Origin of the sequence: Paenibacillus pedocola, assembly GCF_031599675.1 — a bacterium.
In the GTDB taxonomy this organism is placed as follows: domain Bacteria; phylum Bacillota; class Bacilli; order Paenibacillales; family Paenibacillaceae; genus Paenibacillus_AQ; species Paenibacillus_AQ pedocola.
Genome location: NZ_CP134223.1, coordinates 4,230,046 through 4,246,562, shown reverse-complemented (window position 1 = coordinate 4,246,562; position 16,517 = coordinate 4,230,046). Strand labels below are relative to the sequence as shown.

Annotated in this window: 15 protein-coding genes; 11 read left to right on the top strand and 4 right to left on the bottom strand. The window is 50.0% G+C overall.

The features are described from left to right. The first annotated feature begins 1 nt into the window (after position 1). The 11 genes from licT to glpK all read left to right on the top strand — a co-directional run bounded on the left by licT (position 2) and on the right by glpK (position 12,666). A complete protein-coding gene (gene licT / locus QU597_RS18880) occupies positions 2-853 on the top strand; it encodes a BglG family transcription antiterminator LicT (RefSeq protein WP_310829355.1) in 852 nt (283 codons plus the stop codon). Between the two features lie 132 nt (positions 854-985). Continuing rightward, entirely contained in the window at positions 986-2,899 is a 1,914-nt protein-coding gene (locus QU597_RS18875) for a beta-glucoside-specific PTS transporter subunit IIABC (RefSeq protein ID WP_310829354.1), read from the top strand. 34 nt (positions 2,900-2,933) lie between these two features. After that, positions 2,934-3,209, top strand: a complete 276-nt coding sequence (locus QU597_RS18870; RefSeq protein ID WP_310829353.1) for an HPr family phosphocarrier protein — start codon at positions 2,934-2,936, stop codon at positions 3,207-3,209. A 910-nt stretch (positions 3,210-4,119) separates the two neighbouring features. Continuing rightward, positions 4,120-4,464: a peptidoglycan recognition protein family protein gene (locus QU597_RS18865; RefSeq protein WP_310829352.1), complete on the top strand. Its 345-nt coding sequence runs from the start codon at positions 4,120-4,122 to the stop codon at positions 4,462-4,464. Positions 4,465-4,484: 20 nt separating this feature from the next. Continuing rightward, positions 4,485-5,243 carry a pseudouridine synthase gene (locus QU597_RS18860; RefSeq protein ID WP_236331736.1) on the top strand — a complete coding sequence of 253 codons (759 nt, stop codon included), beginning with the start codon at positions 4,485-4,487 and terminating at the stop codon, positions 5,241-5,243. Between the two features lie 110 nt (positions 5,244-5,353). Further along, positions 5,354-5,878: a redoxin domain-containing protein gene (locus tag QU597_RS18855; protein ID WP_054941395.1), complete on the top strand. Its 525-nt coding sequence runs from the start codon at positions 5,354-5,356 to the stop codon at positions 5,876-5,878. Continuing rightward, a complete protein-coding gene (gene resB / locus QU597_RS18850) occupies positions 5,875-7,563 on the top strand; it encodes a cytochrome c biogenesis protein ResB (RefSeq protein WP_310829351.1) in 1,689 nt (562 codons plus the stop codon). Before QU597_RS18855 ends, resB begins: the two co-directional genes overlap by 4 nt. Then, on the top strand, positions 7,560-8,822 hold the full coding sequence (gene ccsA, locus QU597_RS18845) for a cytochrome c biogenesis protein CcsA (RefSeq protein ID WP_310829350.1): 1,263 nt from the start codon (positions 7,560-7,562) through the stop codon (positions 8,820-8,822). Before resB ends, ccsA begins: the two co-directional genes overlap by 4 nt. An 85-nt stretch (positions 8,823-8,907) precedes the next feature. Then, a complete protein-coding gene (locus tag QU597_RS18840; RefSeq protein ID WP_020427515.1) occupies positions 8,908-9,624 on the top strand; it encodes a response regulator transcription factor in 717 nt (238 codons plus the stop codon). Beyond that, positions 9,625-11,070 carry an ATP-binding protein gene (locus QU597_RS18835; protein WP_310829349.1) on the top strand — a complete coding sequence of 482 codons (1,446 nt, stop codon included), beginning with the start codon at positions 9,625-9,627 and terminating at the stop codon, positions 11,068-11,070. 102 nt (positions 11,071-11,172) lie between these two features. Then, the gene (glpK, locus tag QU597_RS18830) at positions 11,173-12,666 is read left to right on the top strand and encodes a glycerol kinase GlpK (protein WP_310829348.1); all 1,494 of its coding nucleotides are present in this window, start codon (positions 11,173-11,175) and stop codon (positions 12,664-12,666) included. A gap of 120 nt (positions 12,667-12,786) precedes the next feature. On the opposite strand, the gene QU597_RS18825 is transcribed toward glpK, so the two are convergent. The 4 genes from QU597_RS18825 to QU597_RS18810 form a co-directional block, all read right to left on the bottom strand. Beyond that, complete coding sequence (locus QU597_RS18825) at positions 12,787-13,779, bottom strand: 3-oxoacyl-[acyl-carrier-protein] synthase III C-terminal domain-containing protein (protein ID WP_206100869.1); 993 nt, start codon at positions 13,777-13,779, stop codon at positions 12,787-12,789. Positions 13,780-13,814: 35 nt separating this feature from the next. Next, positions 13,815-14,159: a hypothetical protein gene (locus QU597_RS18820; RefSeq protein ID WP_236331723.1), complete on the bottom strand. Its 345-nt coding sequence runs from the start codon at positions 14,157-14,159 to the stop codon at positions 13,815-13,817. A 216-nt stretch (positions 14,160-14,375) separates the two neighbouring features. Then, positions 14,376-14,744: a carboxymuconolactone decarboxylase family protein gene (locus QU597_RS18815; protein WP_054941389.1), complete on the bottom strand. Its 369-nt coding sequence runs from the start codon at positions 14,742-14,744 to the stop codon at positions 14,376-14,378. A gap of 71 nt (positions 14,745-14,815) precedes the next feature. Then, positions 14,816-16,459 carry a thiamine pyrophosphate-binding protein gene (locus QU597_RS18810; RefSeq protein ID WP_310833356.1) on the bottom strand — a complete coding sequence of 548 codons (1,644 nt, stop codon included), beginning with the start codon at positions 16,457-16,459 and terminating at the stop codon, positions 14,816-14,818. Positions 16,460-16,517 lie beyond the last annotated feature (58 nt).

Genomic DNA, 16,517 nt, shown 5'->3' with positions numbered 1-16,517 from the left:
AATGAAAATTGCGAAGGTGCTCAACAATAATGTTGTAACTGTAATGGACGCCAGCCAGAATGAACTGGTCATTATGGGACGGGGGATTGCCTTCAAGAAGCATACCGGCGATCGTGTTGATGAGGACAAGATTGAAAAGGTGTTCTCACTGGATAACAAAGAAGTCTCACAAAAGCTTATGACACTGCTGTCGGACATTCAGGTGGAATATGTGGAATGCTCTGATGAAGTGATCCGCTACGCGGAGACGGTGCTGGGTGAGAAGCTGCACGACAGCATCTATATCTCACTGACGGATCATATCCATTTCGCCATCGACCGTTACCGTCAGGGGCTGCAAATCAAGAATGCACTGCTGTGGGAGATCAGGAGAATGTACCGTAAAGAATTCTCGATCGGCCTTAAAGCGCTGCAAATTATCGAAGACCGGCTGGGTGTGCTTCTGCCGGAAGACGAGTGTGCTTTCATTGCCATGCATCTGGTGAATGCCCAGCTGAATGGAGAAATGCGCGAAACCGTAAGCATTACCAATATTGTGAAGGACATCTTTAATATTGTAAGACGCAGCTTTATGATTGAGCTGGATGAGGAATCCTTAAGCTACTACCGCTTTCTGACGCATTTGAAGTTTTTTGCCCAGCGGGTGGTTCAGGGAACACCGATTGATGATAAGGATATGGATCATACCCTGCATGACCTCGTCAGCGTTCAATATCCGGCAGCACATGCCTGCGCAGTGAAAATTGCGGATTACACCCGCAAAATCTACAAACGTAATTTGTCTAAGGAAGAAATCTTGTATATGACCATCCATATTGAACGGATTGTCCGAAACGAAGAGAAAACAGAATAATGGCTGAATGGGATTGTTACTTTAAGCAGGCAAAACCTAAGCGCTGAATGTATGGACGGCAAGAATGCGTCAATACGCGGTGTTTAGGTTTTTTTGTTACCCCAAAACTCAGAATTGAAGGAGCATAATATAATGGATAAGACAGCACTTTCCAAAGAAATACTACAGCTGGTGGGCGGCGAAGAGAATATTGACCAGGTTACCCACTGCATGACCCGCTTGCGCTTCAACCTCAATGATAATCAGCGGGCTGATAAAGCGGCGCTGCAGAAGACACCGGGCGTTATGGGCGTTATGATCAACGGGGGCCAGTTCCAGATCATCATCGGTAATGATGTGCCGGTCGTATATAACGAGCTTGTGAAGAATATGTCGGGAGCTCCCGACGGAAAAGTAAGCTCCGGTTCCGCTGATGCGGGTGCTAAAAAGAAAAAGAATGTGCTGAGCAGCATACTCGATTTTATCTCAGGAAGTTTCACTCCGATTCTGCCGGCGATTACAGGTGCGGGGATGATCAAAGGGATCATTGCTATCCTGGTAGCAGCGGGATGGATGGGCACCACGAGTTCAACCTATGTCATTCTTTCGGCTATCGGCGACGGCGCATTCTACTTCCTGCCGATCATTCTGGCGGTCAGTGCCGCCCGTAAGCTGGGAAGCAATATGTATATTGCCGCTGCAATCGGTGCTGCTATTCTGCATCCGACGGTAACAACGCTGCTGGGCTCAGGTGATAAGATTACCTTTGCCAGCTTGCCGGTTGTTGCCGCAACATATTCTTCGTCCGTTATTCCGATTATCATCGCGGTATGGCTGGCTTCCTATGTGGAAAAAGCAGTAGATAAAATTACTCATGCTTCGCTCAAGCTGATCATTGTTCCAACCGTTACTCTGCTCGTAATTGTACCTTTGACACTGATTGCTGTAGGTCCGCTGGGCGTTATTATCGGTAATGGCCTGACCGACGGGATTTCCTGGCTGTTTGATAATACCGGATTGTTTGCAGGCCTGCTGCTCGGCGGTACGATGTCCCTGCTGATTATTACAGGCATGCATTACGCGCTGATTCCAATTATGATTGCCTCGATTGCCAGCCTTGGATATGACTACATCATTCCAATTATGATGGTGGCTAACTTTGCCCAGGCCGGTGCAACCTTTGGGGTATATCTGAAAACAAAAAACAGCAAGCTCAAACCGTTGGCTCTTTCTACAAGTGTAACTGCACTGATGGGAATTACCGAACCTGCAATGTATGGTGTTAATATGCGCTTCAAAAAACCGTTCATCGGCGCTTTGATCGGTGGAGCTGTTGGCGGAGCGTTCCTGAGTATGTTTAAAGTAAAAGCTTATGTTATCGGCGGTCTGGCCGGTTTGTCCGGGATTCCGATGGTTATTGGCGAAACGTTTGTCTATTCTCTGATCGGATTTGCCATTGGTATTGCTGTAGCGGCAATTGCAACTTACATCATGGGCTTTGAAGACGAGCCTGAGGCGGCTGTAGCAACAGAAGCAGCAGCTCCAGCTGTACCTGCTCCCGGTAATGTATCCGTTAGTGCAGCCGCACTGGAACCGCAAGACGCACCTAAGGTAAGCGAAGCCATCTACAGCCCGATTAAGGGTGAAGTTAAGCCGCTCAGCGAAGTGAATGACCCTGCATTCTCAGAAGAAATCATGGGTAAAGGCTTTGCGGTTCAACCTTCTGAGGGGCGGGTAGTGTCACCTATCAGCGGCACAGTGTTCTCCTTGTCAAAGAGCGGGCATGCCATCGGTCTGGTCAGTGACAACGGGGCCGAGATGCTGATTCATATCGGTATTGATACAGTGAAGCTGAAAGGATTGCATTTCTCGCCTAAGGTTACAGCTGGAACAAAGGTAGCCGTCGGCGACCTGCTGATGGAATTCAATCTGGCTGAGATCGAAAAGGCGGGCTACAGCACCATTACACCAGTCATTATTACGAATATTCAGGAGTACAATTCCATCAAATCCGCAGGCCGTACCTCCGTGAAGGAACAAGAGCTTCTATATACTGTATTAGCCTAAACTATTCTAATTGAAGAAAGTGAGCGAACCTATTATGCAAAAGACATTCAAAATCATCGATGAAGACGGAATTCACGCCCGTCCGGCTACCGCGCTGGTCAATACAGCTACAAAATTCAAAGATACCGAGGTTTTCGCCGAAGGCAACGGCAAGAAGGTTACCCTGAAATCGATTCTTGGCGTACTGTCGCTAGGACTGGAGCCTGGAGATACCCTGAGCCTAATTGCGGAAGGCAGCCAGGCTGCTGAAGCGCTCAGCGCACTGCAGGATGTGATGGTCAAGGAAGGGCTGGGAGAGGTTGTAGAGTAAGGCTGGCTTCACCCTGCACCCACCCCGCAGGAATCCTCTAGCAAGTTTGTATACCGGTGTTCGGATAACTCCCTCTGGGGTATTTGAACACCAGTTTTTATGTGGAATGCTTTATTCCAGGATTTGCAGAAATGTGTTAAGGTCATGGGGAATCAGTTATCAAGGAATTACCCGTTCCAGAGCACGTTTACAATGAGGGGATGGAAGCATGGAGTTTGTTCTTATCTTGCTGGCCTGTTATGCAGGAGTCTTATATTATCTATTCAATTTCGCGGCAGATGTATTGGAGAAAGAATGGGACGTTAACAGAAGATGGCTCATGAAAAAAGCTGGCTGTATTCTCGGAGTATGGGTGCTGCTTTCAGCACTGAATTATTTGTTATTATTATTCAACGCAGAATTTCTTGGCCGGAGTGAATTGATTTTCATAAATGTTTTTTGCGGAGCCGTGGCTTTCTCGGCAGGACTCGGCTTTTTCGCAGACAGACGTATATTCAGCTCGGTTATTTCTCTCCTTTACCTGTTTGACCTGAGCAAAATAAATTTGAATTAGATGGAGTTTTTCCGCTTGGTGCGTGCCCCCCCGTCAAGCGCTCCGAGCTGCTTGCTCTATTCTGCCCTCACCCTTCGCGGGGTGAGGGTTTGCTTTTGTCTTCAAGCGCAGCGGATGGGCAAAAGTAACGGAGGGGATTTTGGAACTGTAGGAGCGATAGCGTCCGCCTTTGTCTGCAGATTTCCACTGCGAACAGCGGTACAAATTCAAGAAATCTGCAGACAACAGCGGCCGGAAGTCCAAACATCCCCGCAGTTACGACAGCAGCCCATCAGATCGTATTCTGAAAAACCTTCCGTCACCCCGCCCTCTCCCTAATCATATGCTATTGCAGCAACACGGAGGGAGGCCCATGCGATGGAATATAAAGGGTTCATACTGCATCATTCCCGCTGTCCGTCCATTAATGGGAAAGGATTTGACTTTTGGGTGGCCAAGGATGGCGAAATCTACGCCGGCCCCCTGTTAACAGACCCGGATCACATCCATGTCTGTCTGGAGGGGAACTACGGGGAGCAAGAAGAAGTTTCGCAGCTCACTGGCCGCAAAGCACAGCTGTTTGCTGCAGGTAAGCTCATTTTGGAGCTGGCTGCACGTTATGAAATATCCCCTTTGCTCATCGAACCGCATAGTAATTCGTGCCCGGGAGTATTTTTTCCATGGAATGAACTTGTGATTTATCCCGCTGATGGTTATCATTAACCTGAGGTGAGTAGTCGAAAATGGAAAGATTACAGAAAATTTTGGCGCAAGCAGGTGTTGCGTCCAGACGCAAATGTGAAGAAATGATTTTGGCCGGTAAAGTGGAAGTCAACGGGGAACTCGTAACTACGCTTGGCACGAAGGTGGACCCCGAACAAGATATTATTAAAGTGGCCGGTAAGCTGATCCGGGGCGAGAATAAAATCTACATCATGTTCAACAAGCCCAAAGGCGTGATCACAAGCGCATCCGATGACAAGGGCCGCAAGGTAGTAACAGATTATCTGAAGGGCATCAATGAGCGCGTATATCCTGTAGGCCGTTTGGATTATGACACGGAAGGGCTGCTGCTGCTGACGAATGACGGAGAGTTTGCTAACCTGCTCACCCATCCGAAGCATCACGTGCCGAAGACGTATCTGGCCACGGTCAAGGGTATACCGCACGGAACAGCTCTGGACAAGCTTAAGGCGGGCATCAAGCTGGAGGACGGTATGACCGCTCCGGCGGAAGTGGAATACAAGGATGTGGATGAAGTCAATAAAGAATCCGTCATCAGTATTACGATTCATGAAGGACGCAACCGTCAGGTACGCCGGATGTTCGAAGCGATTGCCCACCCCGTGATCCGGCTGAAACGGATTTCCTTCGGGGACATTTTGCTGCAGAATCTTAAGCGCGGCTCCTACCGCCATCTGACCAAGGATGAAATTAACCATCTGCAGCAAATTGCTAAGGCTGGTGCGCTAAAAGCAAATACGACACGCAAAGACACATAAAGTTCACAATTCCCTCTCCTAAAACTGTGACAATATTCGGTATAATGTTCATAGGATGTTCACACCTGACAACTAAAGTATGAGTTGCGTCACAGAAGGGGGCTTCGCGTGTGGGCAAAGCGAGAAAGCCGATTCAAATCGTAATTCTTTCAGTAATACTTTTGCTTGGAGGTTATGCAATCGGTTCCTCGGTGTTCGGGGGAGACGGAAAGCCCAGGGAAGGTGGTAAAGCGCCATCCTTTGAGCTGCTTGGCCTTGACGGCTTGACCCATACGCTGGATGAGTATAAGGGCAAGTCGGTGGTGCTTAATTTCTGGGGGTCCTGGTGCGGACCTTGCGTGAAGGAAATGCCTGCTCTGCAGGCACAGTGGGAGAAGTGGAAGGATCAAGGGGTTGTAGTCATTGGAGTGAACGTCGGCGAAGACCAGATGACGGTGGAGAATTTCGTCAAGCTGGTTGACATCGATTTCCCGGTTGTCATGGACTCCGGGCGCAGCGCTGTCCGCAGTTATGGCGTTTCTCCTTTGCCTACTACTTTTTTCATTAATACTAAGGGGAAAGTGGACAGCATTCATATCGGGCAGCTCGATCTGGATTCGCTTGACGGGCAAATCGGAAAGCTGGTGAACCCATGAACGGGCGGGAGCCGCTGATCAGCAATACCAAATGTGAATGCGGCCATCAGAATCCGGTAGGTACCGTACTCTGTGAAGCCTGCGGCAAACCGCTGGATGAGAAGGACCGCGAGTCTGTTGATAATCTTGAAATGCGCTATGACGGTGTCGCCCGACGTTCACAGCGTGTGAACCCGGGGATCATCGATCTGGTCTGGAACTTTTTCTCTTCTGTTAAAATAGCGATTTACCTGATTGTACTGACTCTGCTGGGTTCCATGCTGGGCACGATTTTCCCCCAGGAGAGCACCTTTCTTAATATTGATGCCTCAACCTATTACAAAGAAACGTACGGAAAAGCCGGGAATATTTATTATAGACTCGGCCTTTCGCACACCTATGAATCCTGGTGGTTTGTAACGCTGCTTGTGATGATTGGCGCTTCACTGGTCATCTGCAGCCTGGACCGTGTCCTTCCGCTATATAAGGCGCTGACCCGGCAGAAGATCCGCAAGCACCGCCAGTTCCTGACCCGCCAGAAGGTTGTGCTGGTAACGAAGGTGGAGGAGGAACCGGAAGTCTGGGTGGCCCGGCTAAGTGAGCCGCTGAAGAAAAAGGGCTACCGCGTCAAGACGGACGGAGGCGCACTGCTGGCCGAGAAACACCGCTTTAGCCGTTGGGGGCCGTATGTAATACATATCGGTCTGATTATTTTTTTGCTCGCCGTACTGGCGAGAGGATTGCCGGGACTCAACATGGACCAGCATCTTGCCTTTCCGCAGGGTGAGGTTACTAAGATTCCGGATACAACGTATTATCTGAAGAACGAGAAGTTCACCGTTGAATTCTATACGGATGAAGAAATGCCTGAGGAGTTCCGCGGCAAAAAAGTTCTGCCCAAGCTGTATGAGACCAAGGCCGTGCTCTATGAATGTACTGCAGACTGTACCGACCCGTCCAAGGAGCCTAAGCTTTCAGAAGTTGCCGTCCATGACATCCGGGTGAACTCGCCGCTTAGCTACAAAGGTTTGAAAGCGTATCAGTTTGACTATGACCTGACCCCTGTGCTGCGTTCCGTGCAGCCGGAGCTCGTTAACAGCACCACCGGAGAAGGGTATGGCAAATTCAAGCTTGATATGAAGAACCCGCAGCGCACATTTCAGTCCGGGCCTTACACCCTTTCGCTTAAAGAAAAGTATATGGATTTCGGCTTAAACGATGAGGGACAGCCGGTCTCCAAATCGCCTTATCCGAATGCGCCCGCATTCCTCTTCCTCATTACGGGGCCGGATCTGCCGGCGGAGGGGCAGCAATATTTTTATTTTCCGAAACAGGTGGATAAAGAGCAGTTCCAGCAGCAGGCTATCAATGACAAGCTGGGCGGCAGCGGACGTTTTCTGGAGCTTGAGGTGCAGGGCATGAGCGATGTTGATTTTGCTGAATCCACAACTTATCTCAATATCCGTGTAGACCGGGCGATGCCGTTTGTCTGGGTGGGTGCAGGGATCGTAATGCTTGGACTCGTGCTGGGCTTTTACTGGCAGCATAGACGCATTTGGTTGAATCTTGAGAACGGTGAGCTTGTCCTTGGAGGGCACACTAACAAGAATTGGTTCGGCTTCCGCCGTGAGATCGTATCTATTCTGTACAAGGTAGACGTGATAGTCGATGAAAAATCATTGGACAACGGGGGAGGTCTGGCATGAGCCTGCTCGATTTCAGCAGTGATGTCTTTATAGCCGCATTCTTTTTATACAGCGGTGCATTTATGTTGTTCACGATCGCCATCATGGGCCGCAGGTGGTCCGGCAGGAAGCCGGAGGAGCATACCGCCCGCTGGGGAAGAATCGCTTTTATCGCCTCTTCCGTAGGGCTGCTCTGCCATCTCGCTTATTTCATTACCCGCTGGATGGGTTCGGGACATATTCCCGTCAGCAATATGTATGAGTTCATGACCTTTTTATCAATGATGGTGATGGTGGCGTTTACTGTGATCTTTGCCATCTACCGCAAAATCATTCTAGGGGTATTCGCAGTTCCAATTTCTATTATAGTGATGGCGTATGCGGCGGTATTTCCGCAGGAGGTTCAGCCGCTGATTCCATCATTGAAATCCATTTATCTGAATATCCACGTCACGCTTGCTGCGCTCGGGGAATCCTTTTTCGCCGTCGGTTTTGCCGCCGGACTGATGTACTTACTGCGCACTGTTAATTTTGAGAGCAAGGAGCGGAGTGACCGCAAGCAGCAGAGGCTGGTTGAATTTACTCTCTTTTCAATCATTGTTATAATTGGATTTCTCGGGAGTGTATTTGCCTTTCGCGGTGCCGGATACGAATCTGTTTTTGTCCGCAGCAACGTTACGATTGACAGCTCCGGGCAGGAAGATAGTACAATAGAGAAAGTGAGTTATAAAATGCCGCCGATTGTGGCACCTTACCATAGCGAAACAGAGGTTTTCCAGTCGTTTCTTGGAATAAAACAGCCGCTGTTCGAAGCACCCTCATGGATGAATGGCGTTAATGCCGGACGAAAGTTCAATACCGTTATTTGGTCACTGCTTTCCGGTCTCATTCTATATGGAATTCTTCGTCTTGCTATGCGCAAACCGCTGGGCAAGGCTATTCATCCGGTACTGGACGGAATTGACGAGAATGATCTTGATGAAATTACGTACAGGGCGATTGCCATCGGCTTTCCGATTTTTACGCTGGGGGCATTGATCTTTGCAATGATCTGGGCTCAGGTTGCCTGGGGCCGGTTTTGGGGCTGGGACCCCAAGGAGGTCTGGGCGCTTGTTACCTGGCTGTTCTACAGCGCATATCTCCATTTGCGGCTGGCCCGCGGGTGGCAGGGACGCAAGTCCGCATGGCTCGCCGTATTGGGTTTTTTGGTTGTAATGTTTACCCTTGTAGGTGTAAATCTGGTCATCGCCGGGCTTCATTCTTATGCGGGGACAGACTGAGTATACGGTATTCGCAGTTGCAGCACAGGAATCTAGTACGTACTAGGGTAACGTTCAACTGTATTTGATGAAGGGGTTGTTGTTAATGGCAGAGCATTTGAATAGAATTCTGGTGGTGGATGACGAAGAACGTATTCGCCGCCTGCTGAAAATGTATCTTGAAAAAGAAGGCTACGAAATTGACGAGGCGGAAGATGGCGAAATCGCTTTGCGCAAAGCAACGGCTAATGATTACGGCCTCATCCTGCTCGATGTTATGCTGCCGGGTATCGACGGGATCGAAGTGCTGACGAGACTCAGAGGCGTCAAATCGACTCCGGTCCTGATGCTGACTGCCAAGGGTGAAGAGATTAACCGGGTGCAGGGCTTTGAGATGGGTGCAGATGACTATGTCGTTAAGCCATTCAGTCCGCGTGAAGTGATCTACCGGGTCAAGGCGATTATGCGCCGCTCTTCGGCTACAGCGTTTTTATCGAAAGAGAGCAATTCCAGCAACAATATTGTATTCCCTCATCTCATTATTGAGCATGATGCGCACCGCGTAACGGCAGGCGGCCAGGAAGTGAGTCTGACTCCGAAGGAATATGAGCTGCTTCATTATTTGGCAATCTCGCCGGACAAAGTTTTCTCCCGTGAGGAACTGCTTAAGGATGTCTGGAATTATGAGTTTTTCGGAGATTTACGTACGGTGGACACGCATGTCAAACGGCTTCGTGAGAAACTGAATAAAGTATCACCGGAATCGGCAGCAATGATCACCACGGTATGGGGAGTAGGCTACAAGCTCGAGGTACCTAAATAAGTGAACTTCTGGAGAAGCCTTGTCGGCAAGCTGTGGGTTACGATCATCTGCCTTGTTGCCGTCGTGCTCATTACACTGGGGCTGTTCCTGCTGCCTTATATCGACAGCAATTTCGCCAATTCCGGGGCGATCAAGCGTTTATTTATGTATACCTGTATGATCGGGTTTTCATTGACAACGTTTTTTGCGTTGTTCCTGTTTACGAAGATTACCCAGCCCATGCAGCAGGTGATTGAAGCGGCCAACAATATCCGCCGCGGCGAATACGGCACGAGGCTGACGCTTCGGACCAGCGACGAAATCGGCCAGCTGGCCACCTCATTCAATCACATGGCTGAAGAGCTGGAGGAGAATATCCGCAGTCTCAATCACGAGAAGGGGCATCTGTCCAGTGTTCTGCGCAGTATGACCGACGCCGTGATTACTTTTGATATTGAAGGACAGATCATACTCACGAATCCGCATGGACAGAAGCTGCTGGAGGCCTGGGGGGATCTGGAGCAGGACCTTGAGGAAGATAGCGATGCTGAGCAGGATCTGCATGTCGGAGCTGCAGGAGCAGTCCCTCTTCCGCTCCGGCCGCTCTTCTTTAGTACATTGAGCCAGGGAGGAGACCAGCGCTCCAATGTGCATGTCCGGCAAGGCGTGTGGTCCGTTCATATGGCTCCGCTGTATTCGGAGGGGAATCTCCGTGGTGCTGTAGCTGTGCTGCGCGATGTAACGGAAGAAGTAAGGCTTGAGAAAATGCTCCGCGACTTTGTAGCGAATGTCTCGCATGAAATTCGCACACCGCTTTCGATGATGCAGGGTTACAGCGAAGCACTGCTGGACGGTATGGCCTCCTCGCCGGAGGAGAGCAGTGAGCTTGTGCAGGTTATTCATGATGAATCGCTGCGGATGGGCCGGCTGGTTAAAGACCTGCTGGATCTTGCCCGGATGGAAGCGGGGCATACGGATATGAATAAAACACAGGTGGATATGGACGAACTGCTCGAGCGGATCTACCGCAAATTCTCCGTGCGTGCTAAGGAGCGGGACATCATTCTTGAGCTCCATAAGACAGAAAGTGCTCTGCTGCTTAAATCGGCGGATGTAGATAAGCTGGAACAGGTTTTGACCAATCTGCTGGATAATGCCTTCCGGCATACCCCTGCGGACAAACATATCTCAATCATCACCGGTTCTGCGGTACTAGAAGGGCGCCGCTATCTGGAGATAGCGATCCGGGATGAAGGCGCAGGAATTCATCCGGAGGATCTGCCCTTTATCTTCGAACGTTTCTACAAAGCCGACAAGGCGCGGGTACGCGGAGAATCCGGAGGCACCGGGCTGGGGCTGGCGATTGTTAAAAATATCGTCGAGTCGCATCACGGGCAGATTTTTGCCACCAGTAAACTTGGCGAAGGCACGACCTTTACGCTAAGACTTCCTGTCGAAAAACAGTAAATTCAGACCAAGACTGACGGCGCCTCTGACTGCAGAGGTGCTTTTTGTTGAAAGGACAACTTTAATCTTGTTCATCGTGGAACGTATAGGAGGCATCTAGTCATGATTTTATCATTGGACCAAGGCACCACCAGCTCTCGGGCCATCCTTTTTAATCAGCAGGCGGGAATGGTTTCCCAGGGGCAATATGAGATTAAGCAGTCCTTTCCCTGCCCCGGGTGGGTGGAGCATGATCCGGAGCAAATCTGGGAGAGTCAGCTCTCAGCGGCCAGAGATGCGATTCAGACAAGCGGAATAACGGCTGAAGAAATATCCTGTATCGGCATCACCAATCAGCGCGAAACCGCACTGATTTGGGACAAGGCCACAGGAGAGCCGATTTATCCGGCCATCGTGTGGCAGGACCGGCGAACGGCAGAGCAGTGTGAAGAGATCAAACGTCAAGGCCTGGCCGCTGAGATTGCCCGCAAGACAGGTCTGGTCGTGGATGCCTATTTCTCGGCTACCAAGCTGGCCTGGATTTTAGATCATGTGACAGGTTCCAGGGAACGTGCTGAGCGGGGAGAGCTGCTGGCAGGGACAATTGACAGCTGGCTTATCTGGAAGCTCACAGGAGGCGCTGTGCACGCTACAGACGTTACGAATGCTTCACGGACCATGCTGTTCAATCTGCATGAGCGTAGATGGGACGAGCAGCTTATCGAACAGCTGCGGATTCCCCGCCTCATGCTGCCTGAGGTGCGGATGTCCGGCGGCGATTTCGGTACAGCTGAGGCCCGGTGGTTGGGTGCGGAGATTCCTATCTGTTCTGTGCTAGGCGATCAGCAGGCTGCATTATTCGGTCATACCTGCCTGGAGGCAGGCAGTGCCAAAAACACATACGGAACAGGCTGCTTTATTCTGATGAACACAGGAACTGAGCCCGTTGCCTCCAAGCATGGTCTGCTGACCACTGTTGCCTGGGGGATGGGGGATGAACTGTATTATGCGCTGGAGGGCAGTGTGTTTGTAGCCGGAGCAGCCGTACAATGGCTGCATGAAGGACTGGGATTGATCGAAGGGCCGTCAGATTCGGAGCACAAGGCTGCTGAAGTTGTGGACAGTGAAGGCGTTGTGGTCGTTCCTGCCTTTACCGGCCTTGGAGCCCCCTATTGGGATATGTATGCCCGTGGAGCTGTGTTTGGGCTGACCCGGGGCACAACAGCTGGCCATCTGGTCCGGGCGACTCTGGAATCGCTGGCCTTCCAATCGCGCGATGTTATCGGCGCTATGGAGAAAGATGCCGGCATGCCGCTGACGGGACTGCGTGTAGACGGCGGTGCTGTACGCAACGACCTGCTGATGCAGTTTCAGGCTGATATTCTCGGCAGTGAGGTGACCCGCACGACCTACGCTGAGACGACAGCGCTCGGGGCTGCACTGTTGGCAGGGCTAACCTCCGGGATATGGTCTAGGGAACAGCTGGAGAGCTTCAATAAGGCCGAGAAGGACTTCTTGCCCCGGATGGGTGAAGAAGAGCGGGAACGCCGCTATGACGCCTGGAAGGATGCTGTGTCACGGACGATGGGCTGGGAGAAGCATGAAGGCCGGGGTTAGCAGTATTGCGACTGAAAATGCATTACGCTGGTCTATAATTCTGACTTAATCAAAAAGCAACCTGAAGGCTAGTATAGCTAGCCTTCAGGTTGCTTTTTAGTTAGTTCAATGAATGAGTGCTTAGTATTCCATCACAAAGGCTACGTTCTGCCAGCCGGCGCCGACTGTCCAGAAAAGAACCTTGTCACCCCGCTCAATCTTGCCGGTAGTCACCGCTTTATGAAGAGCGACAAAAGGGCTGCTCGTCGAAGTATAGCCGAATTCATCGCCGATATAGACGGCTGCGTCGCTGCCGATACCGGTCTTGTCAGATACGGCACGAATATTCGGCAGGGATAACTGGGAGAAGCATGCCGCTTTAATGGTTTCAGGAGCGATCCCGTTATCACTCAGGAGTGTATTGATAGACTCGGAGGCTGCATCCACACAAATGGAGTCGTCAAAAGGAATGAACTTTACGTTGAACTCTCCTTTGCCTACCCCTCGGCGGCCAAGATTCGCCATGCCTTCTGCAGGGAACATCGAATTGCCGTAGACGCAGGTGTCTGTCTGGTATATGGAATCGATGAAGCCAACGGAATTCTCATCACGCTCGAGGATCACTGCGGCAGCAGCGTCTCCGAAGTTGGCGTAGTAGACCGGATCATTCCTGTCGGCATGCGGAGCCACATGGTCCGAGCCGATAACCAGTGCCCGGCGGATTCTCGGGTTAGCCATCATCTGGCGGCTTACCTGTTCCACTGAAGCGGTCATACCGGCGCAGTTCGCATTGCTGTCGATACAAATAGTGTGGGAAGCGCCGCCGATCAGCCGGTGAATCATCAGCGAGTTCGTAGGAAAGATATATTCAGGAGTCTGGCTGGCATAAGCGATAAGATCAATGTCAGCACCGGTAAGGCCCGTCTTGTCCAGTACATTGCTTGCTGCCTCAAAAGCCATAGTCAGAGAATTCTCTTCCTCGTTGTCAATACTATAGCGGCTCTCACGGCCCAGAGCTGTCAGGAGTCCGCGGATATCTATACCTTTTTCGTCAAAATGCTGTATGAAAAAGTCATTATCAATCTTTTTACTTGGATGATAGATATCAATATCCTTAATACGTATTCCGGCCATGGTAGCCCTCCTGTAAAGTTAGTGGAGTGATGCTCTTAAACGATCGAAGTGATTTCCAGGTTTTCTAGTCCTGCTTTGCGGCCAAGACGGGCGAGCTGCATTTTGAGGATCGGATTGTTTTCAAGGGTCAGGCTTACTTTTTCGAAACCGTCTGCTTTGAACATGATGAAGCAGCCTTCCAACAGCGGCACAACATCTGGAGCAGTAACATTTAGCTTTCTGCAGTCGATCTGCAGAGCATATTCAGAGGGTGTGATCGGATTGACCGTCTGCTGATAAGCTTGAATCGATTTAAGGCCGTCCTCATTGGAGAAGGTACCTTCTAATTCGACATTAATGATCTTGTTAACAGAATCGGTTTTCAAAATAAATTTACCCATGTGCTCATCTCTCCCAAAATTGAATGTGTGTGTCTTCTGCAAAATATGAGCCGGCCAGCATTGGTCGGCTTTTTTATATATCCAAAAACTAGAAGTTTTAAGCCGGTTTTCGACAACAAACTTTAGGTAATGGGATAATTTGCCTTAATATAACCATAATATTCTCAATTGTGCAAGAAAAAAGTCGAATCATGCATTAAAGTGCCACAAATCAATTTATTGGATTTCTTCGAGTGTGGCAAGCAGGACATTAAAGGCGGAAATGACTCTCGGAGCACCGACGCACGGTACCAGATGTAGCAAAATCCCCTTGATCTGATCTACGGTCATACCGACTCGCAGCGCCATCACATAATGAACCCCTAATTGCTCAAACTGCCCCATGGTGATCAGAGAGGAAATGACGGCAATTTCCTTCCAGTCAGAACCGATCGTAGTGCGCTGAAAAATGTCGCCGTAAGCATTACCCATGATGTACTCAGCCAATTCCGGAAAATGCTCTTTAATCGGAGCCAGAGCTTTGGCGCCATAGTCGCCGGACAGATTGGAGAAGTGCTTTAGACCGCTGTTAACCGTATTTTCCACAGAAGATACCTCCTGAAATTTGATAGCATCACGAAAGAATATGACAAGTTGAGCTGTGCCGATTAATCCGGTTAGTCGAGATTTAAGGTGCGGTGGGCCGTTGGAGGCATTTCATCACGGTCGGTCAGCAGCTCAATAACAGCTACCCGGTTGGATTCTACCGCAGCATTTACGGCTGCAGAGAATTGGTCAGCTGTCTCGCATCTGTAGCCGGTCGCTCCGAGTGATTCGGCGAATTTCACTGCGTCCATCGGAACTTCGAAGATTGTGCCATCGATTCTGCCGGTTGTTTTTTCCATACCCTTTAGAGCCATGTCCAGCTGCATGTTGTTGACCACGATAAAAATAACCGGGATGTTCTTGCACACTGCGGTGTTTATTTCGGCGCCAAGCATCATAAAGCAGCCGTCACCGGTAATGCAGAATACCGTTTCTTCCGGCGCAGCAACTTTAGCACCTATAGCCATACCGATGGCATTGCCCATGCAGGCAAAATAAGCATCGAAGATAAAGCTGCCGGGTTTCTTCACGTTGTACCATTTCACGGCATTAAAGCCATGGCTGCCATCATCCACAAAAACTAAACTGTTATATGGGATCATGTCACTAAAAGTACTCATTACCGAAGCAAGTGAAAGTTTAGGCAGTACTGGTAATTCTTCTGCATAATGAACATCGGCTTTTGTTTTATGTTTTTTAATAGTGTCTCTATCGATATGCTCCAGATAGTAAGCCAGATTGTCACGTACATCACCGCTAACCGGGATAGTCTGTGAGTTCAGAATTTTACCGACATAAGTAGGATCGACATCGAATTGGATCAGGGTAGCCGGGTGATTCTCCGCCTTAAGATTACAGATGGTCATATCACTGAGGCGAGAACCAAGTACAATATACAGGTCGCTGCTATTCAGCAAATCATCACCATGACTGCAGCCACCCACACCGACCGGGCCGTGATACAGCGGGTGATCCCAGGCAATGGCGCCCTTGCCCCCGGGAGAAGTAACCACAGGAATATTGAACGTTTCAGCCAGCTGCGCAAGCTCCTGGTGGGCACCGGAACGGTTCACGCCCTTACCGGCGATAATAAGGGGATTAGAGGCCTTATTAATGGCGGAAACTACCCGCTCGAAATTAGCAATGCTGATGAGTGACTCGCGTTCAGGAATCACAATTCGGCACTCTTCGAGCCTTTCGGTCTGGACATCAAAGGGGAGACATAAGTGGACCGGTCCGCGCTGACCGCCTAGGGCGATAGAGACAGCATGATTAAAAATGGTACTAAAATGATCGCCGCGTTCTACCAGCTTGCTGAATAGCGTAGCGGGTCTGAACATCTCCGCCAGATCTGCCAGATAGGATGAGGAATCCTGGCACTGGGGAATCCCCAGCTCCTTTATGGACTGATGTCCGGTAATAAACAGAACAGGGAGGTTATTTGCCTTGGCATGGGCTGCAGCAGTAAGTAGATTCGTTCCGCCGGGTCCCGAGGTGCCGAAGGCTACCCCGAGATTACCGGTTTTAAGAGCATAGCCGGCGGCTTCGAATCCGGAGCTTGATTCATGTCTTCCTGGAATAAACTCAATGCCGTAATCAACCATTTTGAGAACAACGGGACATATAGATTTGCCGATGATACCAAAGGAATGTGTTACACCGAGGTTTCGTAGTGCCTCAGCCATATGATCTGCGACTGTTTTCAAAAGCTCCACCCTATCCATTGTGTATTTATCTTGCGAAAATAGAAAACCTGTACTCAGGGAGTACAGG